The sequence below is a fragment of the Enterococcus sp. AZ067 genome, assembly GCF_051715005.1.
GTDB lineage: Bacteria > Bacillota > Bacilli > Lactobacillales > Enterococcaceae > Enterococcus_D > Enterococcus_D casseliflavus.
This window is the reverse complement of record NZ_JBIOSY010000001.1, coordinates 1407710-1432304: the sequence shown is the minus strand read 5'-3', so window position 1 is coordinate 1432304 and position 24595 is coordinate 1407710. Positions and strand designations below refer to the sequence as shown.

General features: G+C 43.7%; 22 protein-coding genes. 9 read left to right on the top strand and 13 right to left on the bottom strand.

What is annotated here, in order from left to right:
- Positions 1–23 precede the first annotated feature (23 nt).
- Together IGI82_RS06670 and IGI82_RS06665 are read left to right on the top strand one after the other, a co-directional pair.
- Positions 24–281 (top strand): hypothetical protein, encoded by a 258-nt coding sequence (locus IGI82_RS06670; protein ID WP_005235163.1) that lies wholly within the window; start codon positions 24–26, stop codon positions 279–281.
- Positions 282–627: 346 nt separating this feature from the next.
- The gene (locus IGI82_RS06665; protein ID WP_016613442.1) at positions 628–813 is read left to right on the top strand and encodes a hypothetical protein; all 186 of its coding nucleotides are present in this window, start codon (positions 628–630) and stop codon (positions 811–813) included.
- A gap of 50 nt (positions 814–863) precedes the next feature.
- Here IGI82_RS06665 and IGI82_RS06660 read toward each other — a convergent pair whose 3' ends face one another.
- The 3 genes from IGI82_RS06660 to IGI82_RS06650 all read right to left on the bottom strand — a co-directional run bounded on the left by IGI82_RS06660 (position 864) and on the right by IGI82_RS06650 (position 5338).
- Complete coding sequence (locus IGI82_RS06660; protein ID WP_015509445.1) at positions 864–2333, bottom strand: glycoside hydrolase family 1 protein; 1470 nt, start codon at positions 2331–2333, stop codon at positions 864–866.
- Between the two features lie 91 nt (positions 2334–2424).
- Positions 2425–4326: a beta-glucoside-specific PTS transporter subunit IIABC gene (locus IGI82_RS06655; protein WP_438841935.1), complete on the bottom strand. Its 1902-nt coding sequence runs from the start codon at positions 4324–4326 to the stop codon at positions 2425–2427.
- Between the two features lie 169 nt (positions 4327–4495).
- Positions 4496–5338 carry a PRD domain-containing protein gene (locus tag IGI82_RS06650; protein ID WP_008378663.1) on the bottom strand — a complete coding sequence of 281 codons (843 nt, stop codon included), beginning with the start codon at positions 5336–5338 and terminating at the stop codon, positions 4496–4498.
- 1063 nt (positions 5339–6401) lie between these two features.
- On the opposite strand from IGI82_RS06650, the gene IGI82_RS06645 reads away from it, so the two are divergent.
- Both IGI82_RS06645 and IGI82_RS06640 read left to right on the top strand, forming a co-directional pair.
- Complete coding sequence (locus IGI82_RS06645; RefSeq protein ID WP_123833838.1) at positions 6402–7265, top strand: helix-turn-helix domain-containing protein; 864 nt, start codon at positions 6402–6404, stop codon at positions 7263–7265.
- A gap of 79 nt (positions 7266–7344) precedes the next feature.
- Positions 7345–7527 (top strand): hypothetical protein, encoded by a 183-nt coding sequence (locus IGI82_RS06640; protein WP_438740019.1) that lies wholly within the window; start codon positions 7345–7347, stop codon positions 7525–7527.
- Here IGI82_RS06640 and IGI82_RS06635 read toward each other — a convergent pair.
- On the bottom strand, positions 7524–9317 hold the full coding sequence (locus tag IGI82_RS06635; protein ID WP_438841934.1) for an oligopeptide ABC transporter substrate-binding protein: 1794 nt from the start codon (positions 9315–9317) through the stop codon (positions 7524–7526). The two genes, IGI82_RS06640 and IGI82_RS06635, sit on opposite strands and share 4 nt — an antisense overlap.
- Before the next feature lie 377 nt (positions 9318–9694).
- On the opposite strand from IGI82_RS06635, the gene IGI82_RS06630 reads away from it, so the two are divergent.
- The 5 genes from IGI82_RS06630 to IGI82_RS06610 all read left to right on the top strand — a co-directional run bounded on the left by IGI82_RS06630 (position 9695) and on the right by IGI82_RS06610 (position 14452).
- Entirely contained in the window at positions 9695–10996 is a 1302-nt protein-coding gene (locus IGI82_RS06630) for a DUF1576 domain-containing protein (protein WP_438841933.1), read from the top strand.
- Complete coding sequence (locus tag IGI82_RS06625) at positions 10993–11343, top strand: hypothetical protein (RefSeq protein ID WP_010747917.1); 351 nt, start codon at positions 10993–10995, stop codon at positions 11341–11343. Before IGI82_RS06630 ends, IGI82_RS06625 begins: the two co-directional genes overlap by 4 nt.
- A 167-nt stretch (positions 11344–11510) precedes the next feature.
- On the top strand, positions 11511–11873 hold the full coding sequence (locus tag IGI82_RS06620; protein WP_010747916.1) for a YxeA family protein: 363 nt from the start codon (positions 11511–11513) through the stop codon (positions 11871–11873).
- Positions 11874–11880: 7 nt separating this feature from the next.
- Entirely contained in the window at positions 11881–12633 is a 753-nt protein-coding gene (locus IGI82_RS06615) for an ABC transporter ATP-binding protein (RefSeq protein WP_438841932.1), read from the top strand.
- A gap of 13 nt (positions 12634–12646) precedes the next feature.
- Entirely contained in the window at positions 12647–14452 is a 1806-nt protein-coding gene (locus IGI82_RS06610; RefSeq protein ID WP_438841931.1) for an ABC transporter permease, read from the top strand.
- Positions 14453–14557: 105 nt separating this feature from the next.
- On the opposite strand, the gene IGI82_RS06605 is transcribed toward IGI82_RS06610, so the two are convergent.
- From IGI82_RS06605 to IGI82_RS06565, 9 genes are all read right to left on the bottom strand, one after another.
- The gene (locus IGI82_RS06605; protein WP_438841930.1) at positions 14558–15265 is read right to left on the bottom strand and encodes a demethylmenaquinone methyltransferase; all 708 of its coding nucleotides are present in this window, start codon (positions 15263–15265) and stop codon (positions 14558–14560) included.
- A gap of 252 nt (positions 15266–15517) precedes the next feature.
- Entirely contained in the window at positions 15518–19561 is a 4044-nt protein-coding gene (locus IGI82_RS06600; RefSeq protein WP_438841929.1) for a pectate lyase-like adhesive domain-containing protein, read from the bottom strand.
- Between the two features lie 21 nt (positions 19562–19582).
- Positions 19583–20209, bottom strand: a complete 627-nt coding sequence (locus tag IGI82_RS06595) for a hypothetical protein (protein WP_087627265.1) — start codon at positions 20207–20209, stop codon at positions 19583–19585.
- The gene (locus IGI82_RS06590) at positions 20202–20825 is read right to left on the bottom strand and encodes a hypothetical protein (RefSeq protein WP_430606412.1); all 624 of its coding nucleotides are present in this window, start codon (positions 20823–20825) and stop codon (positions 20202–20204) included. Before IGI82_RS06590 ends, IGI82_RS06595 begins: the two co-directional genes overlap by 8 nt.
- 2 nt (positions 20826–20827) lie before the next feature.
- Positions 20828–21427, bottom strand: coding sequence for a hypothetical protein (locus IGI82_RS06585; protein ID WP_438841928.1), 600 nt, complete (start codon positions 21425–21427; stop codon positions 20828–20830).
- 48 nt (positions 21428–21475) lie between these two features.
- Positions 21476–21874 (bottom strand): hypothetical protein, encoded by a 399-nt coding sequence (locus IGI82_RS06580; protein ID WP_438841927.1) that lies wholly within the window; start codon positions 21872–21874, stop codon positions 21476–21478.
- 108 nt (positions 21875–21982) lie between these two features.
- On the bottom strand, positions 21983–22735 hold the full coding sequence (locus IGI82_RS06575; RefSeq protein WP_008378680.1) for a prepilin peptidase: 753 nt from the start codon (positions 22733–22735) through the stop codon (positions 21983–21985).
- A gap of 59 nt (positions 22736–22794) precedes the next feature.
- Positions 22795–23307, bottom strand: coding sequence for a prepilin-type N-terminal cleavage/methylation domain-containing protein (locus IGI82_RS06570; protein WP_325815608.1), 513 nt, complete (start codon positions 23305–23307; stop codon positions 22795–22797).
- A gap of 74 nt (positions 23308–23381) precedes the next feature.
- Complete coding sequence (locus IGI82_RS06565) at positions 23382–24593, bottom strand: type II secretion system F family protein (RefSeq protein ID WP_438841926.1); 1212 nt, start codon at positions 24591–24593, stop codon at positions 23382–23384.
- Between the last annotated feature and the right edge of the window lie 2 nt (positions 24594–24595).

Below are 24595 nucleotides of genomic sequence, written 5' to 3'. Positions count from 1 at the left end.
CAAATTGAATGAGGAGAGATAAAATGATCCAACTTGCTCGCTTGATCTTTTGGGTACCAGTCATCTTTTTTTCGTTAGGATTGATCATCGTAACGAAACGATTGCCGCGTTTCACATGGGTTTCCTTATCCATCACGGTTTCTTTAGTGATCTTTGTTTGTAAGATTTTAGAGTATTCCTATACGATGCCTGACATGCAGCTAACTTTCTATTTTATGGGTTTCTTGATTTCGGCTAGTCTTCTTTGTTTTATTTTCTACTTGAGGATCAGAAAACGGTGAATGACAGTGGCGGGTTTTCCACGTAAATTAGTCAGGTCCCCAGTAACTAGGGACCAATAGCTTCATCAAATACACGGGTTTCTTCCTATCTTTTTAAAGAACTCCCCTCCCCTGAAAAGGGGCTTTTTTATTGCTAGTTCTGATTCTAACCTCAAGCTTACTGTGTTACTCTAGAAAGATTCGAATCAAAATATAAGGATGTGCCACTCGTTTTTCTCCCCCCTTCCTGCACACAATCGTTATTCCATGAGCTCCTTGCCTTTTTAACGAACTAAATATATAATGAATTTGCAAAATAATAACACGAAAGAACAAATCATCAATCCTCATAAAAGGAGCTTGCCCTATGAACTGGCTGACCTTTGTCGTCCAACCACTGACCCTGTTGTTTTTTCTTACAGTATTCTCTCTTGTCTATTTGATGCCCGAAGCCGTTGTGCCTAAGCCCAAAATGAAAAAATGGGCGTTGACTGTTTCATTGATCTTTCTAGCATGGCAGCTGCTAACCCCCTTTCTCTTCTTTTTTTACTGAGCACAACAAAAAAGCGGCTCTCTTTTTTGAGAGCCGCTTTGGTTTATTTTTTAATCCTGTAACAAACTACCGCCATTGGTAGCAATGACTTCTTTGTACCAGTAAAAACTATCTTTACGGGAACGGTCAAAGCTACCGTTTCCTTCATCATCCGCGTCTACATAGACAAAGCCGTAGCGTTTCGACATTTCTGACGTTGAAGCCGAAACTAAGTCGGTACAACCCCAAGGCGTATAGCCCATCAATTCCACACCATCTTCGATCGCTTCATACATTTGTTCGATATGCGCCTTCAAATAATCGATTCGATAGCTGTCATGGATCGAACCATCCTCTTCCACCGTATCCAAGGCACCTAAGCCGTTTTCAACGATAAACAACGGTACTTGGTAGCGGTCGTACAAGTTATTCAAAGTCACACGCAAGCCGATTGGATCGATTTGCCACCCCCAGTCAGAGGCTTCCAAGTATGGGTTTGATTCGCCTAAAGAAAAGTTGCCGGCCGTTGCTTCGCCGCCTTCTTCAGGATTGTGGCGAGCAATAGAACTCATGTAGTAAGAAAAGGACATGAAGTCGACAGGGTATTGCGCAAGAATGTCTAAATCGCCGTCTTCGAAGGTCACTTCGATGCCGTTTTCTTTAAAGAAGCGCTTCGTATATGCGGGATACTTCCCACGAACTTGGACATCAGAGAAGAAGAGATTCTCGTGGTCACGCTTGATTTCTTCCATCACATCTGCTGGATTTGGTGTAGCTGGGTAAGCTTGCATTCGTGCCAACATCATCCCTACTTTAATGTCAGGATTGATTTCGTGGGCAAATTTTGTTGCTAAACTAGAAGCCACAAATTGATGATGCACGGCTTGATACATGTCAGAAAGGTTTTGCGTGCCGTCTTCGGATAACAAGGCACCACCAACATAGCCAGAGATCCCCATGATATTGATTTCATTGAAGGTCAACCAGTATTTGACTTTGTCTTTGTAGCGGGTCAACACAGTTTCTGCGTATTTGACGAACAAATCGATCACTTGGCGATTTTTCCAGCCGCCATAGTTCAACGCGATCCCGATAGGTGTTTCGTAGTGAGAGAGGGTCACTAAGGGTTCGATCCCGTATTTCGCACACTCATCAAACACATTGTCATAAAATTGCAAGCCCTCTTCATTTGGCTGAGCATCGTCACCATTTGGAAAAATTCTTGACCAAGCGATGGACAGACGGAACGTTTTAAAGCCCATCTCTGCGTACAAGGCGATATCTTCTTTGTAACGATGGTAGAAATCTGATCCCCAACGTTTTGGATACAAGCCTTCTTTGTCATTTAAGGCAAACAAGACTTTTTCCCGAGTCATTGGTGCAGCAAATTCTGCCATGTTTTTACGGTCTTCTGGTTTGACAGCGATCGCCGTATCGGATGTCGCTGGGCCACGTCCGCCTTCGTTCCATGCTCCTTCAAATTGGTTGGCTGCAGTGGCGCCGCCCCATAAAAAGCCTTTTGGAAATTGTTTTTCTGTCATGATTAGCCTACTTTCTTTTTCTTTATTGATCGACACAGCGGATCAGTAAGAAAGCATTCTTACTGATCCTACGACGTGCCGATAAACGCATTTATTTTACGACTTCGATCAAATTGTCGTTCGCTGTTACTTCTTTTGACTGTGTCGTTTGGATGTCACTGTAGTCGTTAGAGTTTGTGACGATGACTGGTGTCAGTAAGGAATAGCCTTCCGCACGAATCGCTTCAGTATCAAAAGAGATCAATTTTTGACCGGCTTTGACTTTGTCTCCTTGGTTGATGTAGGCAGTAAAGTGATTGCCTTCAAGTTCCACCGTATTCATGCCGATGTGGATCAATAATTCTGTCCCATCCTCAGTGACTAAGCCGATGGCATGTTTTGTTGGAAACAAGATTTTGACTTCTGCATCTGCTGGAGCAGTGATTTCACCGATCGCTGGTTCAACGGCGATCCCTTTTCCCATAGCACCTGAAGAAAAGACTTTGTCTTCCACATCTGCTAAAGCAACCACTTGACCAGTTACTGGGCTTTTGACTGTTTCATCTTTGACGCTGGCAGAAACGGTTTTCGCTTCTGGTGCTGGCGCTGCTGGTGTTGCTTGACCGTCGACTGGCGAATCAACAGTTGTATACAATGTTGGTACTTTCAATAACATCATGATGATAAATGACGCTACGATTGCAATAACTGTACCGATGGCTAAGTGGATCACGCTATGGAAGCTGCCTGTTGCTGGATCGATATATGCAGGGTACAAGAAGATACCCATACCGCCCATTGCGTAACCAGTAACGTTAAAGATTGACAAGTAGATACCAACGAAACCTGAAACTAAACAAGAAACGATAAATGGTGTTTTCATTGGCAAAGTATAACCGTAGATCGCAGGTTCAGTCACACCGAAGATCGATGAGATCAATGCTGGCATTGCGCCTTGTTTGACTTTTGGTTCTTTCGTTTTCAACCAAATCGCTGCTAGCACACCCGTTTGCGTGAAACATGGTAGCACTGCGGCGGTCAAAATAATCGAAGAGCCGTTTTGCGCCATATCCATGATCGCCAATGGCACAAGACCCCAGTGAAGACCAAACATAACCAATACTTGCCATAATGCCCCTAAAGCAAATCCATAAATGATTGGGCTGAAATCATAAACCGCTTGGAAAGCAACACCGATCCAGCTAGATGCTGTATTTGCGACTGGACCTACCACAAAGAAGGTCAACGGCACAGTGATCAAAATCGTTACAAAAGGAACCACAAACATTTTGACTACATCAGGTGTAACTTTGCGCATAAACTGTTCAATTTTCGAAGCGACAAAAATCGCTAGAATAATCGGCAGTACGCTATTAAAGTAGCCACCTGCTGGTAAGGTCAAGGTTAGACCAAAGACTTTGCTCGCTTCAGCAACGCTTTCTGCTAAACCAGGATAGACCATCGCACCTGCAATCGCTAATGCTGTATAGGTATTCATCTTGAATTTCTTTGCAGCAGTTACGGCTAAGATCATAGGTAAGTATTGGAACAAACCATCGCCTAGGGTATTCATTACTACATAGATTCCATTGGTCGCTTCCATCCCAGTTGCTGCAAGTAGCGCCGTGATCCCTTTTAAAATACCGGCTGCCGCTAATGGACCTAAGAACGGTTGAAACAAGCTTGAGATGACATCGATAAAGCGGTCAAACAAACTGCCTTTCTTTTCGTCGCCTTCGTCGATATCAAGACTGCCGCCATCGGCTAATCCGCCGACTTTCAGCACTTCATCGTAAACATCTGGCACATGATTACCGATAACCACTTGGTATTGTCCGCCTGCTTTGACAACGGTCACGACACCGTCACGTTTTTGCAAATAATCTGTGTCTGCTTTGCTTTCGTCTTTTAAGTGGAAACGTAAGCGAGTCACACAGTGTTTTACAGAAGAGACATTTTCTTTGCCGCCAACGTGGGCCAAAATGTCTTGTGCTAATTCAGTATATTTTGCCATTTTGATTTCTCCTTTTTAATAGATCATTTAATAAAAATAAAAAGACCGGCCATTTCTACAATAAACAAGCAGGAGTATCACCCATAAAAAACGAGACGGGTCTCCTCAACGAGTATTGTAAGAAAGTGCAGGTCTTGCCAGCCGAACTGTAACGAATCCATTTCCATTCTTAGGTTAATTTTGAGTGAGCGGCTAAGTTACCGATATGCAGAATCAAATACATCAATTCCATATCGTTGACATGCCAGCCCTTTTGTTCAAATAAGTATTCTTTGATCGAATCTGCGGTTTCTTTTTCTTTCGGATAGCTGCTGAAAGCCAAGGCAATCATCGGATTAGCCAATACTGGCTCTTCTTTTTCTTGACTTTGTCGAATTAAATAATAGCGAATGTGGGTCACAAACCGTTGGAAGTAGGAAGAATTCTCATCGTACTCGATGTTCATACTATACTTAACGATCCGTAAAATATTGTTGGTCAACTCGGTGTGCTCATAGGCACTTTGATTGGCGCTTTTTTCAATTTGCGCATTGACGAAATGCAAAGTGATAAACGCAGCTTCTTCTTGCGAAAAATCGGGATACAGCTCTTTGCGGATCAACTCGACCGCTTGGACACTGACCGCATATTCCTTGGCATAAATTTTCTTGATTTCCCAATGCATGGGATTGGTCAAAACAATTTCTTGCTTTTGACGACTGATGGCAAACAAGATATGATCCATCAGTGTGAAATAAACGTTTGGATTGAAATCGGTTCCAACACTTTCCCGAAAAAGACGCACGATTTCATAAATGACGGCCATTTGTTTCTCGTCAGCCTTCGTCATGACTTTCGACATATGTTCCACTGTCAAGTCATCTTCTGGGTAGTATTTTTTTTCGATTCGCTCAGCCGGAATCAGGTCACCCGGTTTCGTTTGAAAGCCGATCCCTTTTCCCATTAGGATCACTTCAACTTCATCTTCTTTTGAAAGTACAACATTGTTGTTGATCCTCTTGATAATCTTCACGAACGATCCTCCTTGATCAGCATAGCGCATACACAGCTTTGCATCGTTTGACGTCTATGCAGAAGGTCTTGTATTTTTTTCTTTCTCTGACTTGCCATTAAGTGACGAGGTGAATGTCTGCTCCAGGCAGTACTGTAGGATATCGTCAAACCTAGCTGGCACTTCATTGCGTTTTACTTCTCCCCTCCTTTGATGATCAATGACTGGACCTTACCTTGGAACCGGTTCTTTTTTTAGCGAATAGAAATAATGGAGCAAAAAAAGAAGACCAAAGCAAAAAAGTGTACAACCCAAGAAACCTTGGGTAATCAATGCACTTTTTTCCTCTGGTCTTGCCTGCCGAACAGTAACGAATCCAGTAATGAGAACACTCTCGTGTTCCGTTGAGATAATAGTACTCATTCTGAGAAAAAATGTCAACACTTTTTTTGCAAACGTTTTTCTTTTTTCGTTTTCGGCTTCGTTTCACTCTTATTTGAAGTGGATTTTTTACTAATAGTGAGGGGTTTTTCTGTATAAATCCTCTGTAACAGCTTGGGCATTTTTTATCCAACAGCACAACACAAAAAAACCGTAATCTTCGTACATTACGGTCATAGCTAGAAGGATGATGCTTTACAAAAGACGATCAATCACAAAGAATCAAAGAATTGGGGAAGGTCTGGTGCATGACAGACATTCAATGTGACTGACCGCTTTTAGCGATTCATGCGCTTCATGACTTCCACAAACGAAAAGGTGTCTTTGAGAGGGGGAAGCAATCAAATAACCTTTCGATTCTTCAAGATGTTGCTCGATCCTGCGATAAAAACCGCAGAGAGCGAGGAAAATGCTGTTCCTATCATAAAGGAAACAGTCACAAGACTTATCATTGAAATGTCAACGATAAGGTTTCGCAGAAAAGGCAGTACTAGTTTTTAAATGGGTTGATTTCCCAAGGGCCGAATGGTTCAAATTCCATGAAAAACTACCTCCTTTATTATTTGCTATACCTTATTATATTTGATAACATGTTATTAAAATCACATTGTTCAGAAATGCGTCACAATTAAGGAGGTCCCCCATGAAACAGCAAGGCTCTTTAATCAAAAAACTGCGCACAGATCGCAAAATCTCGCAAGCCAAGCTTGCCGAAGGTATTTCCTCACGTACTACCCTTTCTTCATTCGAAAATCGTAAAACAAACCTCTCTTCACAAACCCTGTTTGACTACTTAGACAAAATGAATATCACGGTTCATGAGTTCAGTCTGTTGATCGACAGCGAAGCCACGGATCAGAAACGTCAGCTGGTGCAAGATTTCTATACCCGTTACTATGAGCGAACACTGACTCTCGACTACTTGACTAGCCTGGAAAAACGCTACTTTGAGACACAAAATTTTTTCTATTATTCTTTGTATGTCCAAGGATTGCTGCTGCTCAACCGTGAATCATTTCTGATGAATCAAGGAGCTTACACCCAAGAAGTCGAACTGGTAAAGCAATACTTGTTTGATATCGAAACCTGGGGGCGCTTTGAGTTAAATTTATTCTCAAATTTGTTATTTATTTTTGACCAAGAAACGATCAGTTATTACTTAGATCATGGGATCAAAAAAATCCTTCACTACGCCAATGATCCATTTTATGCAAATCTGTTAAGTGTCGTGATCTTAAACGGCTGTGCCTTTGCCAGCGAAAATAAAGATGCCTATCTACTAAACAAGTTTCTGCTTTTGTCTGAACCGCTCCCCAATACTCCTCTCTATTTTTATTTAAAAATCCATCAAGTGCTGTATCAGGAAATTTACTCGTATTTGCAATCCGCTCAGTTGAACAAAGAGATTCTAAAAAACACCTTAGTCGTTATTGAACAAGCCGGTTACCAGAACCATAAAAACGATCTCCAACAGTTGCTTGCTGCTGTTACCAATCGTGCGATTTAGCCGCTTATTAAATGGGCATTTATGTAATGTTATCTAACAAAAAAAGCTGATCTTCCAACGGAGCTCAGCTTTTTCGTCAATGTCACTCCAACCCGCCCACGAAACAGCCGCTCGAAATGAAGGGTTCAACATTCGACTTGCTTCTTCCGTCTACATGGACCAAGAAAAAAACCAGTTAGGTTTTAGACCTAACTGGTTTTGTTTGGCAAAAGCAACGAGCATGCTGCTGCCGATTCATTTGTGTAATTTACTAACCGATTAACGAGATTCTGAAGTCACACCGATGGTTGCCCATGGGTTATGATCGGCGTCAAATGCCCAGGTAAAGTTTGCGACACGATCAGAGATCGGTAAGATTTGATTCCGATACAACGTTGGGATCGCAAAAGCTTCTTCAATCGCATATTCTTGCCATGCATCAAAAGCAGCCTTCCGTGTTGCTTCATCAAAGGAATCGATTGAATCGATCGCAGCTAACAATTCAGTATTTTCATCTGACTCAAAACGAGGGTAGTTAAATGCTGAATTTGGTCCCCATAAGCTGGTTGGTGATGGATCTGAACCAGTAGACCAAGCAGCTTGGAAGACATCGATATCTGGATCATCGTTTTTCAGCTTGTCGTAGAAGGCTTGGAAATCGATCAAACGACCTGTTGAATATTGAACATCTAAACCGATTTCTTGCCATTGTTGAACATAGTAATCCGCCAATGGTTGGGCAACTTCCCCACCAGACATTGACGCAAAGTTGATGGTCAATTTGTTGCCATCTGGATCTTCTCGGAAGCCATCGCCATCAACATCGATAAAGCCAGCGTCATCTAGAAGTTGGTTTGCTTTCTCCATATCTAAGTGGTATCCTTCGGCATCGCTATTGTGCAATGTACCATAAACAGGTGGGATCAATGTTGAAGCATTTGAACGCAAGCCGTGGTAGAAACGCTCACCGATCGCATCATTGTCGATGGCATAGCCCATTGCTTGACGCAATGCTTTGTTCGCCATTTTTGCATTTGGATCAAAATCAACACTGTTTGTTTCATCATTCCATGAACCTAAATTAAAGCCAAGATACGTGTAAGATTGTTCTGGACGACCTAACATTTGGTAGCCATCCATGTTTTGATACGTATCAAAGGTATCTGTTGGCATTTTTAAGACTAAATCGTATTGCTTCGCGTTTAACGCTTCATTGATTGAAGCCGAAGGGACGTTACGCATCACGATTTTTTCTAAGTTTGGTGTATCGCCATAGTAATGTTCATTCGGTACATATTCCACCGTTTCACCTGGTACGATATTACTCATTTTGTATGGACCAAAACCGATTGGATTGGTTCGAACGGGATCACTTGAAGGCATATCTGCCACTTCAATGCCTTCAAAGGCATGTTTCGCTAATGCAGAATGCCAGATCGCTCCACCGGATTGCTGCATACCTGGATGCATTTCTTTAAACTCGATTTCAACGACTTTATCGCTGACTGCTGTGATTCCTGAGATCGTATCGGCATCGCCGCTGTGGTATTCTTCCATACCAACGATATTCGTAAAATCATTGTTGTAACGAACGCCATCATAGTCTTGATGTCCGATGACTTCATAAGAGAAGATCACGTCTTCAGCCGTTACATCGACCCCGTCAGACCATTTCAAATCTTCACGCAAAGTGATCGTTGCTTTGTTGTTATCGACATCTAATTCTAAATCAGCTGGTCCACCATTCACAATTCGGAAATCTTCATCTTGTAGGAACAAATATTCATGGCTTGGTAACATGAAGTCACGGTCATAAGCATCTTGATAAAACTCCCATTGAAACAACCCTTGGAATTGCGTATCAGTTACTACCGCAACATCTAAGACGCCCCCATCGATCACTTCATCGTTATTTTCAACTGCAAGCTGCAAATCATTGATATCAAATCCAGCTGCCTCAGTTGATGATTCTTGTGTATCTGTCGAACCTGTTCCACCTCCGTTACTTTGTCCGCAAGCCCCTAAAACAAGCGCTGCCAATAAAGTAATCATGCCAAACTTCGTTTTCTTCATACTCTTCCTCCTTATTTAAATCCCTTCCTCGTGATTCAGTGATCACTCGATCTTCGAATAAAAAAACCAAGCAAACAGTTTTTTTTATCTTAAAATGGCTTTTTTATTAGAAAATCTGAACGAGATTAACTAAATTATAACAATTTTCGTAAAATTCTTTCTGTCAATAATTTCACCGATTGATGAAATTATTGAAAAAACGGCGATTCTCCTTGATACATCGCCGTTATTTTTATTCGCATTTTCTTAAATTTTTCTTTTTCTCCCTTTTTTGGTTCTCATTTACCTTGTTCTCCCGCTGCTTAAAACTGTCAAAAAATACTTTTTTGTCGCTAAAAGGTGTGATACTATGAAAAAAAGGAGCGTTCAATGAAACTATGGCAGATAAACGAGTTTTCTTACAAACAAAATCGAAACCCTTTGCACCTATCTCACAGCTCTTAACCCAGCGCTTGCTTTTGGCGTATAGCATCGTCTTGATCCTCATTGGCTTGGTTGCTTCCCCTCCTCAAGCTTTGTGGCAAGGCTCGCTGGCAATCTTAAATGCCCCCAGCAATTTGATTTCTGATTATTTTGCGATCGGCAATCTTGGAAGCGCCTTTTTAAACAGTGGCTTATTGACATTGATCAGTATCCTCCTTGCGAAAAAGCAAGGAACGATTATTAGTGGACCAATGATCGCTGCTTTTTTTACCATATCTGGCTTTTCTTTTTTTGGAAAAAACATCTTTAACTCGATTCCCATTCCACTTGGTGTCTATTTATACTCTTACATACAGCAACGCCCCGCTACACAATATTCACTGGTTGCCTTATTTGGCAGTGCCGCCTCGCCGGTCATCAGTTACTTAGCATTCGGTATAGGGTTGCCTTTACCCGTCGGGATCGCTTTCGGTTATGGCATCGGTCTATTGATCGGTTTGGCGCTCCCTCCTCTAGCAGCTCAATTTTTACAATTCCACCAAGGTTTTTCTTTGTATAATATCGGGTTTGCTGCTGGCATCATCACTATGTTTTTCACAAGTTTTTTACGCCTATTCGACTTGGAAGTCTATTCAAACAAACAGTTGACGACGGAGTATCACTATTACCTGACTGGGTTCTTGCTCATTCTTTGTCTTGCTATGTTTCTTATCGGGTATCTTCTAAATCAGCGATCCCTCAAAGGCTTGCCTGAGCTTTTTCAAACGTCAGGGAAATTAATGACGGACTATGTCACGATTTTTTCCCTTGGGGTCACGATGATGAACATGGCGATGATGGGGATGTTGATGCTGTTCTTTGTCTTCTTCTTACAAGGCGAACTATCTGGTCCCCTTTTAGGCGCAATATTGACCGTGATAGGCTTCAGTGCATTCGGGAATCACTGGAGAAATAGTTTGCCTGTCATGGTTGGGGTGGTTTTAGCAACCAAGGTCGGTTTGACCTCTGATGTATCGACCTTCAGTTTATTGCTGACAGCGATCTTCGGCACCAGTCTAGCCCCCATCAGTGGGTATTATGGTCCAGTTGCTGGCGTAATCGCTGGGGTGGTCCATGCAGCCTTGGTCACAAATATCACCTATTTACATGGAGGATTGAACTTATACAATAATGGCTTTTCCAGTGGATTTGTCGCGGCAGCAATGGTACCATTGTTAGATGAATACCAGCAAATCAGAAGGCGGAGAAGAAAATGATTGAAAAAGAACGGGCACGGCGAATCGTCGATGAAGTGGTCACCTACTTTTTGTCCCATGACTGTCAAAAGATAATAAGTGAGATGGCCTTTGAAGCAGAGGGATTTAAAGCAGTTGTGCAAGGTCAATTTCCAGAGCAGCCCTCTGATTTAGAACATTTTATCGACATGCTCAACACACCAAGAGATAGCACGTTAGAAAATTATTATGTGGAGCTGTTAGGCGGTCATCAAACGATCCATGAAGAAAAAGATTACTATCTATTAGGATTAATGATCGACGAAGCATCCATCATGTACGAGGATGAGCAATTGATCGTTGAATTGTATCGCAAAAAATACAACTGAAAAGCCCTACGCAAAAAACGTTTCTAAGCGGTGACCTTCACCCTTTAGAAACGTTTTTTGTTCGTTTGTCGTGACAAAAATGAAAGTTTATTGATAGATTTTTCACACTACTTTTCAGAAAACCAGCGTTATACTTTCATCATAATAAAAAACGAGGTGACCGATAGATGAAAAAACTTCTGATTGGACTTGCAGCGCTCCTCCTCATAGGGTTCGGCGCATTGCAAGTCGCACAAACCGTCATCATGGGCGGCGACAGCTACTATGTCCAAATCACCACAGATGGTGAAAAGACGACTTCTAAGGATGACAATGGGAATGTCTATACGCAATACCATTACGAATTGCCAGGGTATGATGAGAACGGCAAAAGCAAAACTCTTGATTTCAACGGTTTCCAAGAACGACCATTGCGTAAAGAAGCCTATTTGAAGCTTACTTGGAACGAAAAAAAAGGGGTAACTGGCTATGAAGAGGTCAAAGAAAAAGACATCCCAGCCAAAGCATTAACCCAATTAAAAGGAGCGTAACGCAACGATGGAAAAAATTATTCAAGCAAATGAACTGACCAAAGTATACGGAACAGCTAACGAAAAACAAACCGAAGCCTTAAAAGGCATCAGCTTTGATATTGAAAAAGGCGAATTCATTGGGATCATGGGGGCTTCAGGTTCAGGGAAATCCACCCTACTAAACATTCTTTCAACTTTGGATCATCCGACAAAAGGTGCCATTCGCATCAACAATAGCGATATCACCAAACTAAAAGGCGATGCCTTGGCAGATTTCCGCAGCCGTGAAATCGGCTTTATTTTCCAAGACTTCAATCTATTAGAAAACTTAACGGCTTCAGAAAACATCGCTGTCCCATTGTCTTTACAAGGAGTCAAACCAAAGATCATCCAACAACGGATCAAACGAGTCGCAGAACGCTTGTCCATCACACATATTCTCGACAAATATCCAGCAGCGATCTCTGGTGGACAAAAGCAACGGGTGGCAGCCGCTCGAGCATTGATCACAGAACCAACGATCCTTTTTGCGGATGAACCGACAGGTGCCTTGGATTCAAAAAGTGCGAAAGATTTATTGAATATGATGGACGATTTGAATACCAATGACCAAGTATCGATTTTATTGGTCACTCATGATCCCCTTTCTGCCAGCTATTGCCAACGTATTTTATTTATCAAAGACGGAAAGATCCATCAAGAAGTCAAACGTGAGGATCAAAGCCGCGAAGCATTTTACCGCCAGATCCTTGTCATTCTAGGAAACTTGGAACAATAAGGAGGAAGAACACATGCTTTGGAAACTATCACTTACCGGGATCAAAGCTCGGTTGAAGGATTATATCGTCCTCTTTTCTGGTCTAGTCATGGCTTCAGCCATCTTTTATATGTTCGAATCAATGGCGAGCAATGAAGCCTTTTTAAAAAGCAACTCGATCATCAGTATGGTGGTCTTCGTCTTTCGTTTTGGCTCGGTCCTCTTAGGGATCATTACCTTTGCCTACATCTTATATGCCAATTCTTTCTTGATGGCGATGCGCCAAAAGGATTATGCCATGTTTATGATGTTAGGAGCCAAAGGACGAAAGATCGCCCAAATGATTTTTATCGAAACCTTTATGGTAGGTATCGTTGCCACCGCCGTCGGCTCTATCTTAGGGATCGGCTTAGCAAGTGGTGTCAATACTTTGCTAGTCAATCAATTAAACTTGCAGATCACCCATTATGCAGCATTTAGTCCAGAGGCATTGATCGTAACCGTCGTCTTCTTCTCGGTTCTCTTCTTGATTGCTGCCATCTTCAATGCACGGGCAATTGCCAAAAAATCGATTTTAGCATTATTAAGAGAAACAAGCACGCCGGCACAAGTCAAACAACGGCCATTCTTGCTCTTCTTGCAAACCATTTTAGGTCTTTGTTCCTTAGCCATCGGCTATTATATGATGAGCGACTTGATGAAATTCCAATTGATCGGGATCGGCATCGCCCTAGTCACCATCGTTCTTGGCACATACCTAGTCTTTCGTTCGGTGATCATCGCTCTTTTATCCCTATTAAAGAAGAACGATACGATCGCATTGAAAAAGTTAAACAATTTCACCTTGTCGCAATTAAGCTTTCGGATTCGTGAGTATACCCAGATGCTTTCAATGGTGGCGATGCTTTTTGCTTTAGCATTAGGTGCCTTGACGGTTGGTCTTGGCTTTAAAAACGAGATCCCTATCTTAGCAAAAACTGTTGCCCCTTATGACTTGTATTTGAACAATGCCCAAAACGCCTCTGACGAACAAGTCAACGCGTTAAACCCGACCCTTGATGTGACCTACAGCATGAAAGAAACAGATGACACCATTTATTACGTGAAGGAACAATTCAACGAAAACAACTTGCTCAGCTCCAGTATGGATCAGTTGAGTGTCGATGTCACTTACAACAAGCTGACTGGCGATCAATTAGCTTCTGATGTGACCGCCCAAGACCAATTGCGTAGCTACCTCTTACCAGAACAACGAGGTAAGGAGATCCAAGTCGTGGATCAAACCGCTTTTGGTGCGGTCAATGCGCCGGAAACTAGCTTGCGAATGGTACAAGTCAAAGACTTTCAAGCAAGCTACGATGGTCTGCGTGATTTGGCGCAAGCAAATCAAGACGCAAATTCTTCAGAAACCGCCGATATGAATTTCTCACAACGGGTCTTCGCCTACGACAGCTATAACGGGATTTTCTCTGGTTTTGAATTTATGGGCTTCTTCCTGGGTATCGCCTTCTTGACGATGTTAGCTAGCTGCCTGATGTTCAAAATTCTTTCAGGGGCAAACAGCGACATTCAACGTTACACGATGTTGAAAAAAATCGGTACCCGCACGCGTTTACTGAAAAGCTCGATCCGCAAAGAGATCGGCGTGCTCTTCCTAGTTCCTGGTATCTTAGGAATGATCCATGTCTTGTTCGGTCTAAAAATGTTCACCACCTTGATGATCGATCCGTACCATGACCTATGGCTACCTTTTGGCATCTTTATCGCCCTCTACGCCATTTATTACGTGGTGACCATTGGGTTATACACCAACATTGTTTTAAACCCAAAGAAAAAATAACAATCACACTCTGAATTGCTCAACGCAAAGAGACCATCAAGCCATAAAGGGCATGATGGTCTCTTTCATTTTTCTTGTTTTTTCTCGGACAAAGGGAAGGCAATCTTAGGGTTTGACCCCTAGATGCATCGCCGCCGCACCTCCTGCATAGCTTTTGACTTGCAGCACATCAAAGCCAGCTGCCTGAAACTCCCGTTTCAATGTCTCCTTGTCAGGAAAATCCCGCGCAGACTCCTGGAGCCAGGAATATTCTTGATAGCTTTTGGCGAACAATTTGCCAAATAACGGCATGACATGGTGAAAATAAAAAGTAAACAGTTGCCGCCAGCCGATCAGTGTGGGCTGTGATGTTTCGAGACAAACGATTTTCCCGCCTGGGCGCAGCACCCGATGGATTTCCGCCAAGACTTGTTGGCGATCCGCGACATTTCTCAACCCGAACCCGATCGTCACATAATCAAAGTGCGCGTCTAGAAAACTTAATGCCATCGCATTGCCCGTCTGCCACTGGATCTGCGTTTGTTGCTTTTTCTGTGCCTTTGCTTTGGCAACCGTTAACATTTCTTCGCTAAAATCAACGCCGGTCACTTGCCCCGTCGGACCGACCGCTTCATTTAAAGCAAACGCCCAATCCCCGGTCCCGCAGCATAAATCTAATATCTCAGCACCCATTGGTACTGCCATCCGTTTCATGGTGTCCTTGCGCCACCGTTTGTGCAGCTGAAAGGAGATAATACCGTTCATTCGATCATAACGGGAAGCGATCGATTCAAATACATCATGTACTTTGGTTTCTTTGGCTGTTGTTGCCATTGCGGCACGTCCTTTCTTTGTTCCCTTCGTTTTGCTGTTGCTTCACGTGCCTCTGCTTTTTAGTCTAGCACGAAAAAACCTGCGGAACAAAAACCCTGCTTTCCCCTTTTCCTCCAGTAATTTCCCCACAAAAAAACAGCCTTTCCTACATAGCTCCCCGCTTGTTGACCAAGGCAATTCGGTCAGCAACAAGCGGCTCCAGCAGTGAAAGACTGTTCTTCTTCTGTTTGTTTTAAAACAGGTTGTTCACGTTTAATCGATGAAGTCCCAGATATTGTTCCAATAAGAAACACGGTCTGCGCCATTTTCATCTTTGTAGCGCACAGAAATCAAATTACGGATGTCATGAACAGGAATGTCAAGGGTGACAGAATCCGTGACGGGTCTTTGCTGCACGTTGTATGTTCGATAAAAGGTTCCATCCATATAGACGTCAAAGGTACTAAGATTGGAGTAAAAAATCTGCAGCTGATTGTTATGAACAGCAAGGTTGATCAACTCACCAGTGACAGCGCGTGTACCGGTCTGCAGCGTGAGACTGTCTTCCCCTATCAGGATGTTTTCCGTCTCTGGTTGATTCCCCGAAACTCTTCCGTTGATCGTTACCGGGGTCAGAACATTACCAGCAGCTGCCTGTTCATCCACTCGAGCAGTCAAGTTCCATTCCATGCGATCCCCCGGTGCGATTGGTCGTTCTAAGTGGATCGTGATACGATCGCCAGAAAGACTAGCCGAGGCGATATTGTCTTGGTACACGAGCGCATCGACATTTAAGAACGTCAATAAATTCGGCGAGATATCTAGTGTCACGACAGCATTCTCAATATCGTCTTTCCCAGAATTTCGCGCATCGTTGCTTTCTACGATCGTCCGCAAGATCAATTGATTACCCACTGTGATAATCGGATTGCCTTCTTCATCACGATCAAAGCTTTGCGGTACTCGCAACGTAATCGATGGGTCAGAAGGTCGAATACTGGTGACTTCAAAGGAGAGCGCTGGTGGGAAACGATCATCGCCAATGGCATCACGATACCCTAAATAGTCCTCGTAATCGCTGGCGGACGGATTCGTGCTCCCCAACTGACCATTGGGTTCCGTCGTGGTCGTATCTGGTAAGGTTCCTACGAAATCGTCGTAGCGATCATTTGCGAAATCTTTTGCGTAAAATTCGATATACACATCCTCTTCAGGAACAAGGCGACGAGGTAATTGATACTGCCATGGTACGGAATTGCCTTGTTCGGCATCAAGCGTAATGACATATGGGTCACCTGAAGCATCACGGATCAATCCTTGCGCGGTACTCGCATAAATGGCGACCCGCTCTTTTGGCTGATCGTCTTGCGGAGAATGAAAATCCATGATCCCCGAAACTGTTGTCGTCCGTTCATTAAAGACCTGATCCTCTGCCACTTGCAGACCAGTCGGTGGTCGTACATCCACGACGACCGCATCAGGCAAAGCGGCAATACTCTCTTCTGTTGCATGAATAAAAATCGAATCGTCAACACCCTCCATCGTGGGGTCTAATCCCCGATGGGCACGCAGCACTTCAAAACGTTGACCTGTCTTGAAAAAGTCGTCCCGCGTCCATGCGATCACACCATTATGCACTTCACCAAAAACATCGACAGTTGATTTGGAGGAAAGCCATTGCGTTTCAAGCTGGTTGCCTGCTTCGTCCTTCAAAGCAACTTCCACCCAGACTTCATCTTCCCAGGCATCACGAATCGCCCCCGTATATTCATACGGAACGACCGCTTTGGCATAAAAGGTTTTGTCGGCATTGGTCGGGGTCACTAAGTGCTGGATCATTGGCGGATAATTATTGGCAGAAAATCGCGTGTAGGCATTCCCGCCCCTAAAAGTCGTACTGTTGAATTCATTTGAAAAAGGCTCTCCCGGCTGCGGACTAACGATTTGTGCAAAATTGACATTGCCTAGTTGATAGCTCAGTGGATTCCAGAAATTGTCCGGATCACCATCTAGATTCACTCCGTTGCGTTTTTCCCAAACCGCTAGTCCAACACGATTAGACGTAAAGGTACTGTTGCGATTTGTGTTTGAGAATGCTTGTCCGCCATTGGGACGGTTATTTCGGAAGTCATAAAACAGTGGTTCGTCGATAGTGAAATTACTTACATTGGTGGAACTGATAATACCATTGTTGGCTCCACTTGTATGCCCCTCCATTCGAAAGGTAGCATCTTTGCCAGCTAGAAATTCGAACCCACCACTTTGTCCCCAAACTGCTGGTCCCCTGTGAGCATAAATATGAATTCGACTGTTTTCATCTTTTGCATTAAAGACCGAGGTTCCACTGCTATCAAGGGGAAACTGAATCCCTTGTCGACCTGCTCTATCTGCACCATTACTGGCAGTAATGGTGGAAGCGGCTGACGGATCAAATTCTCGTTCTTCATCATTGTACTGATCGAATACGGCAAAGCCTGTTTCATCAATATAGATGCCGTCATCTGCCGCAGTCCTGGTGCCTGCATGGTTAAAGATGTTCAATTGGCCAGCTGACTCCACATAGAACTCGTTGTTCCGCCCGTACATCCGCACTGCAGCCGCATTGCCATGGTATTTGACGATATTCATTCTCCCTTGGTCGGCAAGCACAAAGGTCTGTTCCCCTACTAAGCGAAACCGCATGACAGAAGCATAGTCATGATTTTGCCCATCGCCAAACAGATTGAACTGCGACCCTTCTCCCGTCACCGTCACATTGCCACCGAGTTTGGTGGTCGCTCCCGCTTTTGAAATTTGATTGACAAAAGAAGGGGTTCCTTGCGGTACACCATTCGTGGGACTGGGCGCTCTAGAATACGAGTTTACGACCGCCCCACCAGAAATAATCGTACGAGAAAACTTATTTTGGGTCTCATCCCGCCGTCCAATCAAGGAAATGATTGCACCGTCAGCTCCAGCTAAGTCCATTTGTGACGAGGCATTTAAAACCGTGCCTTCACCTTCGACTTCAAAAATCACCTCGTTGGTACGTCCTTCAAGATTTGCCCAAATTACTTGTAGCTGGACGCTGTAGAGGTCTACTTTGGAACCCTTATTGACTCGAAACGAGGTTGAAATGTTGTTGTTATTTGGATGAAGTCGAAAAATCGGCCGAGTATTTGAGATCTTGACATCCGCCTCATCCGTGATCAAGACACTTTTGACATTAAAGCTGCCATTATCATTATTAGTACCTGCCGTTGGATTTCTGTGAGCCACCCAATGGAACGTTCCGCGAATCTCGAGATTTCCTTGCTGCAAATAAAGGAAATCATTGCCCGTACTTCCCTCTAGCACACCACTTTTTGCCTCGATATTTTCTATTTTGACTGTCCAAAAAGCCGATGCTGCCAGCGATTGTTGATAGATCAATGCATCTGTAGATCTATTGCTTCCTTGAAAATCGATCATCATGTTTTTTAATTCAAAGACCGCCGGCTCACGATCATGGGTAGTCGTCAGTTCAAAGAAACGTCCAGTCGGAATCGTGGTATTGTTTGGTGTCCCATTCGTGTTGAAACGCTTCGGTGTGGTCAGGGTAAAGCCATTCCCATCGATGGACACCGACCGGTTCAACGCAGCTAAACGATTGTTGGTCTCATTCGTATACTCAGCGGTAATGTCAGCGAGAAACACGATTTCAGAGATCGAGGAATCACTAAAAGCAGCCCGCAGCTCTTGATAGTCCGAAACTTCGGCACGCTCTCCTTGCGTCGCCCGTTCTGAAAGTAGTTCGACTGCCGCTGACTCATTGGTTTCCTGCTGCTGAATGTCAAGCAAGGCTGCTTCTTCTACAGCCTTGTCAGCTTCCAATCGCAAGGCTTGTCGTTCATCGAGAGAAGGCGGAGCGATTTTTTGCAGCGTCCGGTTTCCCCGCTTAAGAACAAATTCGATGGCGTCTTCTTCTCCTAAAGAGACTGGTAATGCCAAGGACAACGTTTCTTCCGTAGGCGCCACTTCGATTTCCACACCATAAACACCCTCTTGTTCAGCTGGATGCAAGGTCGCTTCTTCCAGCTCAAGCATTTCAAACATTTCTAATGACACCAGCGCTTCATGATTCGCCATCAAGAAAAGCGTCTCGCCTGCGGCTTGTTCCGATTCGATCGTCACTACATATTGTCCTGTATCTGGGTCAAAGTGACCGGACACTTCATAAGAATTGCCACCATGGATAGCAAAGACCGCATACAAGATAGAAATAATGATAAAGCCCCCTAATGCAGCGGCAGCCAGTTTGATTTTCGAGACAGTCGCTAGAACAGTAAATGATTTCATCTAGGCACCCCTTTCCTTTGATTACTCCAACAGTTCTTGTCCCGTTTCAAAGCTCGATAGATAATACAGCTTGATAACGACACTTGCCGAAAACGCATCTGCTCCTGACGTATTGCTTCCTTGCCGATATTCGACTGATTCAACTTTTAAAAAGCGATTCAGGTTTTCCATCCGATCAATAAAACGCACGATTCCTTCATTCGTCTCACTCAGGAGGTCAAAGCCGATCCTTGTGACCCGAAATTGCGTAGCCAAAGGATTGTCACCAGTCTGATCCGCCATTTGTTCTGGTGTAGGGTAAAGCATCTCCTCATTAAAGGTCGATTGCAAAATCGTGATCGGCAATTCCGTTTCAAGAGCAGCGAGATCGGTAAAATAAGACTCGATCGCCATGCCATTGGGAATGATCGGCACCTCATTGACGGTCTCTGATGAAAGAAGGTCTGGTTCCCCTTGCAGGTAGACCAGCTGTTCTTGAATGTCGCGGATCTCAGCTTCGATCCCAGCTAATTCCTGAGCCAATTCGATCCCTTCGGCACGTTTGGGGTTCAGCAAAAATAGCCAGAAAATGAGTACGGAGGTAGCAAGAACTAGTGCAATCACCGCGGAGATGATGATGTGTTTTTTGGAGAAAAAGACTCTAGTCATCCGCTTCCACCTCGCTTTCTTCTTCGCTGTCTTCACTGATCACTTGTGGTGCATCGATTCGTGAGAGATAGACAGTGATGCGCCCATCTTGCGGCGTTGAACTATGAGAGAAGGATTGATAAGTCACATGATGTACCCAATCAATTGCTTCAAAAGCCGATTTAAGGCGAATCAGACTTTCATAAACATCCCCTTGGACCGCCAAGTTCACCGAAGGAAACAATGGTGTGCCGTCTTGGGCTGTTTCGGACATTGTCCCCTCGCCATTTAGCAGCAAATTGTACGAATTGATGGTCACATTGATCCCTGATGCCACTTCTTCAAAAGTCTCCATAATAGGTGCCGTGAAATATTTCTCTTGCTTTTGCAGGGCAATGAATTCTTGTAGGTCTTGAGATTTTGACGCCAACATCTCTTCTAACTGGCGCTGAAAGACGATACGCTCTGCTTGACTAGACATGATATTGCTTTGATTATTGGTCACCAAACGTTGATAATACCAAAAGCCTAACCCACAAACCCCAACGACAACTAACGAAAGGAGAAGCGACACCGAAAGAATGACTTCAAACGCCCGATTACGGATAAATTTATTAGGCAATAGATTGATGTTCATGGTTACACCTCTTTCGTCGCTAATCCAGCAGCCAAGACATAGCGGTCGGGAATTTTTTTCTTGCTGGTTTCACTTACTTTTGCGGAAATCATTTTGACTGGCAAAGAAGACACGTCATGAAAAATTTCTTGGACTTCTTTCCGCAGCATTGGATGACCGCCGACTAAGTAGATTTTTTTCAATTCACAGTCAGGTGAGATTTCCTGATAATAGTAAGCAATCACCGAATTCAGGGTTTCTGCCAACCCTTCCAGAGCTTGGATCTCCGCGCTTTCCCTAAAGCTCACTTGCACAGATTGGGCTTTTTCAATATATTTCCAATTGGCTTGATTATAATCTTCATACTGCAAGTAGGTCGGCACCAATTCTTCAAAAAAGGTGATATTGGCGATGCCAGCATCTAACTCGACCAGCACGAAATTTTCACTCCAGTTGATCTGTCGCTGAAACATACGACTATACGCCAGAAAACTGCAATCGACGCCCATCAGCTGATGGCCGCCTTTTTTCAATGTGTCGCCGAGTTGAATCAAAATCGGCTCGGATGTGACCACGACTGGCACATTGCCATTGATGGTAAACCGATTCCGCTGGATGACCACAGCTTGCGGCTCTGCTTTTTCTTCCTTCTTGCTGGCCCTTTTCTTTTTCTATTTTGGCACTTTTTGTTTATTGCCTTTGCCTAGGATCAGTAGATCAAAAATCGGGTTTTCAAAAGGCAAGGAGATGGACTCCCCCAATTCAAAATACAAGTACTCGCGAATCTCTTTTTCCGAGTTCATCTTACCGATTGGGATCTGTTTGATCAGCAGACGAGAATTTAGTGCCGTGATCACCACACTCATCGTGCGTAATCCCAAGCGTTTGGCAATCTCATTGAAGGCGGCTTCAAGACTATCAGGATTGCGCAGCTTATCATCTTTAAAAATCGTACCATTCACGACCAGCTCGCCGTATTTGAGGCGATCACCTTTTTTGGTACAGTAACGGATGCAGTTTTTTTGGATGTCGATCCCAACTAAGCGGGGAATTGTTTTTTTGCCAAACATACGAGGACCTGCTTTCTTCTTGTTGGTTTTATATGAAGGAACCAACGTTATTTCTATGTACAACGCTTGCTTAGCAAAACAAGCAAACGCCAAGGTCAGCAACCCGATTCAAAGGAACCAGCCGCTGCCAAGATAAACCATGCCGGTAGCAATGGCGATAAAGGGACCAAAAGCAATGTAGCGGCTTTTGACCTTGCCCCGTAGCATTTGGATCACGTAAAAGATCACTGCCAAGCAAGAAGCGACAAATAAAACGGTCAAGACTTGCACTGGGCCGATATACACGCCTAAGACGGCAAATAATTTGATATCGCCGCCACCCATGCCTTTTTTACTGAGCTCCGCTAATAGATACAATGGCAAGAAGCCAGCAAAGAAGCCAACGAGCCAATACCACCAAAATTCATTTTGCGGTTGGATCAACCGTAAACCGATCCCTCCAGCGAAAAAAGGGGCTAACACTTTATTGGGGATCAGCTGATAGAAGATGTCGCTGGCAGAAATAATGGCTAATAAGGCTAATAAACACCAAGCGGCAATCACTTCAGCAGTGCCCCAAAACAGCAAGGTCGTACCCGTAAATAGCATGCCGATCAACACTTCATAAAGAAAAGCAATCAGCGGGATCTTTTTTTGACACTTGCGGCACTTGCCTTTTAAAATAAGGTATGATAAAACTGGAATGAGGTCCCTTGCACCTAATGTCTGTTGGCAGTCATCACAGTGCGAGCGAGTCAGCAGGGATTCCTTTTTGGGAACCCGCCAACCAACCACTAGGAAAAAAGAACCTAGACACATTCCTATGATGAAAAGATAACCAATGATTAGGCCCATTGGGATCTGTTGCAAAATTTCGTTCATAAAAAACTCCTTTTTTCCTGGGGGTTGAGTTGCCGTACACCTTAGGTCAGGTTAGTGACTTAAGGTGTAGGAGTTCCGAAGACATCATCTCGAGTAAGAGAGTTGATTTCTGTTTGTGTGTAACCATTATCAGCTTCACCAATAGCATTATTCTTCTTCTGTCCAGCTTCTAATACCTCTTCAGGTACAAACATCGACAACGCTCCATCTGTATCAATATAGAACATAACAGTACTTTCAGTATTTTCGACCCAAGAATCACTGTTAAGCAAGCCATCTTCCATGACATCTTCTAAAGTGAACTCAATGTCTGCAGAACTGTTATTATTCAATTCGTGATTTGTTGACTGGTATAAAACCCCCGCTGAAAAGGCTTGTTGAATTTCAGATACTACAGAGTCTTCACGGGTATTTTGAATCACGTTCCCAATCGCAATAACCCCGATCCCAGCGATGATCGCTAAGATAACGACTACTGCCAGCAACTCGACCAAGGAGAGGCCGCGCTCGTCTTTCAATAATTTATTCAATCGATTGTCTGTTGTTTCTTCTGCTAAAATTGCATCAATCATAGTGTGTTTACTCCTCCTGTTTCTTCCATATATATTAAACAAGCTGTCTAGGTAGCTTGATAATACCAAAATCATTATCCTTGGATCGCACCGAATAAATCGAACATCGGGATCATGATCGCCGCAACGATCAAGCCAACGATCACACAAATCACCAAAATAACTATTGGTTCAATAATTGTTTTCATTCGCTTACTGGTTTCATCAACTTCTTTTTGATAGATGATACTCAATCGTTTCAGCATGTCCTCTAGGGAACCAGTACTTTCGCCAATCTCGACCATCTGGGTCACTAACATCGGGACCATCATGTTGCCCCGAAAGACATCGCTCATCTTGCCACCTTCTTCAATTTGAAAGGCACAATTATCGATGATTCGCTTGATGTATTTATTGGATACGACATCCCGACTCATATTCAAGGCGGTCACCATACCGACGGAGCTGCTAAGCAGTGTCGACATGGTTGTCATAAATAATGAAAAACTATTTTTGGTGATCATATCGCCCACCAGCGGAATGCGTAATAGAAAACTTTGAAAAGCGAAATCGAAGGTTGGATTACGTCGTGCGATCCACAGGCCGAAGAAAAATCCGACGATCAAGACGGCTAAAACCCACCCTCTGGTTTGAAGGAACTCGCTGATTGCCATCGTTGCGACGGTGATCGTCGGCAGATCGGCATCAAATCCTTCAAATACTTCCACAAACATCGGGACGATCATTACCAATAAAATGATCCCTACGATAAAGGTTAAAATCACTAAAATAATCGGATAAACCATCGCGGTGACGATGCCGCTACGGTTTTCGGCGCTTTTTTCATAGTAATCCGCCATATCCTTCAAATTTCCTTCCAGTGATCCAGACATCTCCGAAACAGCGATGACACTGGTCAGAAGTGTCGGAAAGGCATTGGGATGATCTTTGTAGGCTTCTGAAAGCGGGCGTCCGCTATCAATCTCATCCCGAACTTCACCAAGAATTTTCTTGAAATTCGGGTTTTTTTGTTGCTCTTCTAGCATTCGTGAAGCATCAACGATCGTGATCCCCGAAGCGATCAGTGTGGAAAACTGGCGCAAATACCCTACCAGCAGTTTTAACGAAACTTTTGTAAAGAGTTGAATCTCTTTATTCGCCAAGGTTTCTGGCTGTTCGATCAAGCTGCTGACTTTGATGTGCTTTTGGCGCAGTTTTTGGCGGGCTTCGACGGAGGAATTGGCACGCAAGCTGCCAGAAAACGTTTCGCCACGGACATTGGTGCCTTGATAGGCAAAGAGTGCCATCG

Bases quoted from the DNA above. Each gene is read 5' to 3' on its own strand.
- IGI82_RS06670 (WP_005235163.1), top strand. From the start codon at position 24: ATGATCCAACTTGCTCGCTTGATCTTTTGGGTACCAGTCATCTTTTTT.
- IGI82_RS06660 (WP_015509445.1), bottom strand. From the start codon at position 2,333: ATGACAGAAAAACAATTTCCAAAAGGCTTTTTATGGGGCGGCGCCACT.
- IGI82_RS06635 (WP_438841934.1), bottom strand. From the start codon at position 9,317: ATGAAGAAAACGAAGTTTGGCATGATTACTTTATTGGCAGCGCTTGTT.
- IGI82_RS06625 (WP_010747917.1), top strand. From the start codon at position 10,993: ATGATTGAAAAAGAACGGGCACGGCGAATCGTCGATGAAGTGGTCACC.
- IGI82_RS06655 (WP_438841935.1), bottom strand. From the start codon at position 4,326: ATGGCAAAATATACTGAATTAGCACAAGACATTTTGGCCCACGTTGGC.
- IGI82_RS06570 (WP_325815608.1), bottom strand. From the start codon at position 23,307: ATGATTGATGCAATTTTAGCAGAAGAAACAACAGACAATCGATTGAAT.
- IGI82_RS06590 (WP_430606412.1), bottom strand. From the start codon at position 20,825: ATGAACATCAATCTATTGCCTAATAAATTTATCCGTAATCGGGCGTTT.
- IGI82_RS06615 (WP_438841932.1), top strand. From the start codon at position 11,881: ATGGAAAAAATTATTCAAGCAAATGAACTGACCAAAGTATACGGAACA.
- IGI82_RS06620 (WP_010747916.1), top strand. From the start codon at position 11,511: ATGAAAAAACTTCTGATTGGACTTGCAGCGCTCCTCCTCATAGGGTTC.
- IGI82_RS06580 (WP_438841927.1), bottom strand. From the start codon at position 21,874: ATGTTTGGCAAAAAAACAATTCCCCGCTTAGTTGGGATCGACATCCAA.
- IGI82_RS06575 (WP_008378680.1), bottom strand. From the start codon at position 22,735: ATGAACGAAATTTTGCAACAGATCCCAATGGGCCTAATCATTGGTTAT.
- IGI82_RS06565 (WP_438841926.1), bottom strand. From the start codon at position 24,593: ATGGCACTCTTTGCCTATCAAGGCACCAATGTCCGTGGCGAAACGTTT.
- IGI82_RS06610 (WP_438841931.1), top strand. From the start codon at position 12,647: ATGCTTTGGAAACTATCACTTACCGGGATCAAAGCTCGGTTGAAGGAT.
- IGI82_RS06630 (WP_438841933.1), top strand. From the start codon at position 9,695: ATGGCAGATAAACGAGTTTTCTTACAAACAAAATCGAAACCCTTTGCA.
- IGI82_RS06665 (WP_016613442.1), top strand. From the start codon at position 628: ATGAACTGGCTGACCTTTGTCGTCCAACCACTGACCCTGTTGTTTTTT.
- IGI82_RS06645 (WP_123833838.1), top strand. From the start codon at position 6,402: ATGAAACAGCAAGGCTCTTTAATCAAAAAACTGCGCACAGATCGCAAA.
- IGI82_RS06595 (WP_087627265.1), bottom strand. From the start codon at position 20,209: ATGACTAGAGTCTTTTTCTCCAAAAAACACATCATCATCTCCGCGGTG.
- IGI82_RS06605 (WP_438841930.1), bottom strand. From the start codon at position 15,265: ATGGCAACAACAGCCAAAGAAACCAAAGTACATGATGTATTTGAATCG.
- IGI82_RS06600 (WP_438841929.1), bottom strand. From the start codon at position 19,561: ATGAAATCATTTACTGTTCTAGCGACTGTCTCGAAAATCAAACTGGCT.
- IGI82_RS06640 (WP_438740019.1), top strand. From the start codon at position 7,345: ATGTCACTCCAACCCGCCCACGAAACAGCCGCTCGAAATGAAGGGTTC.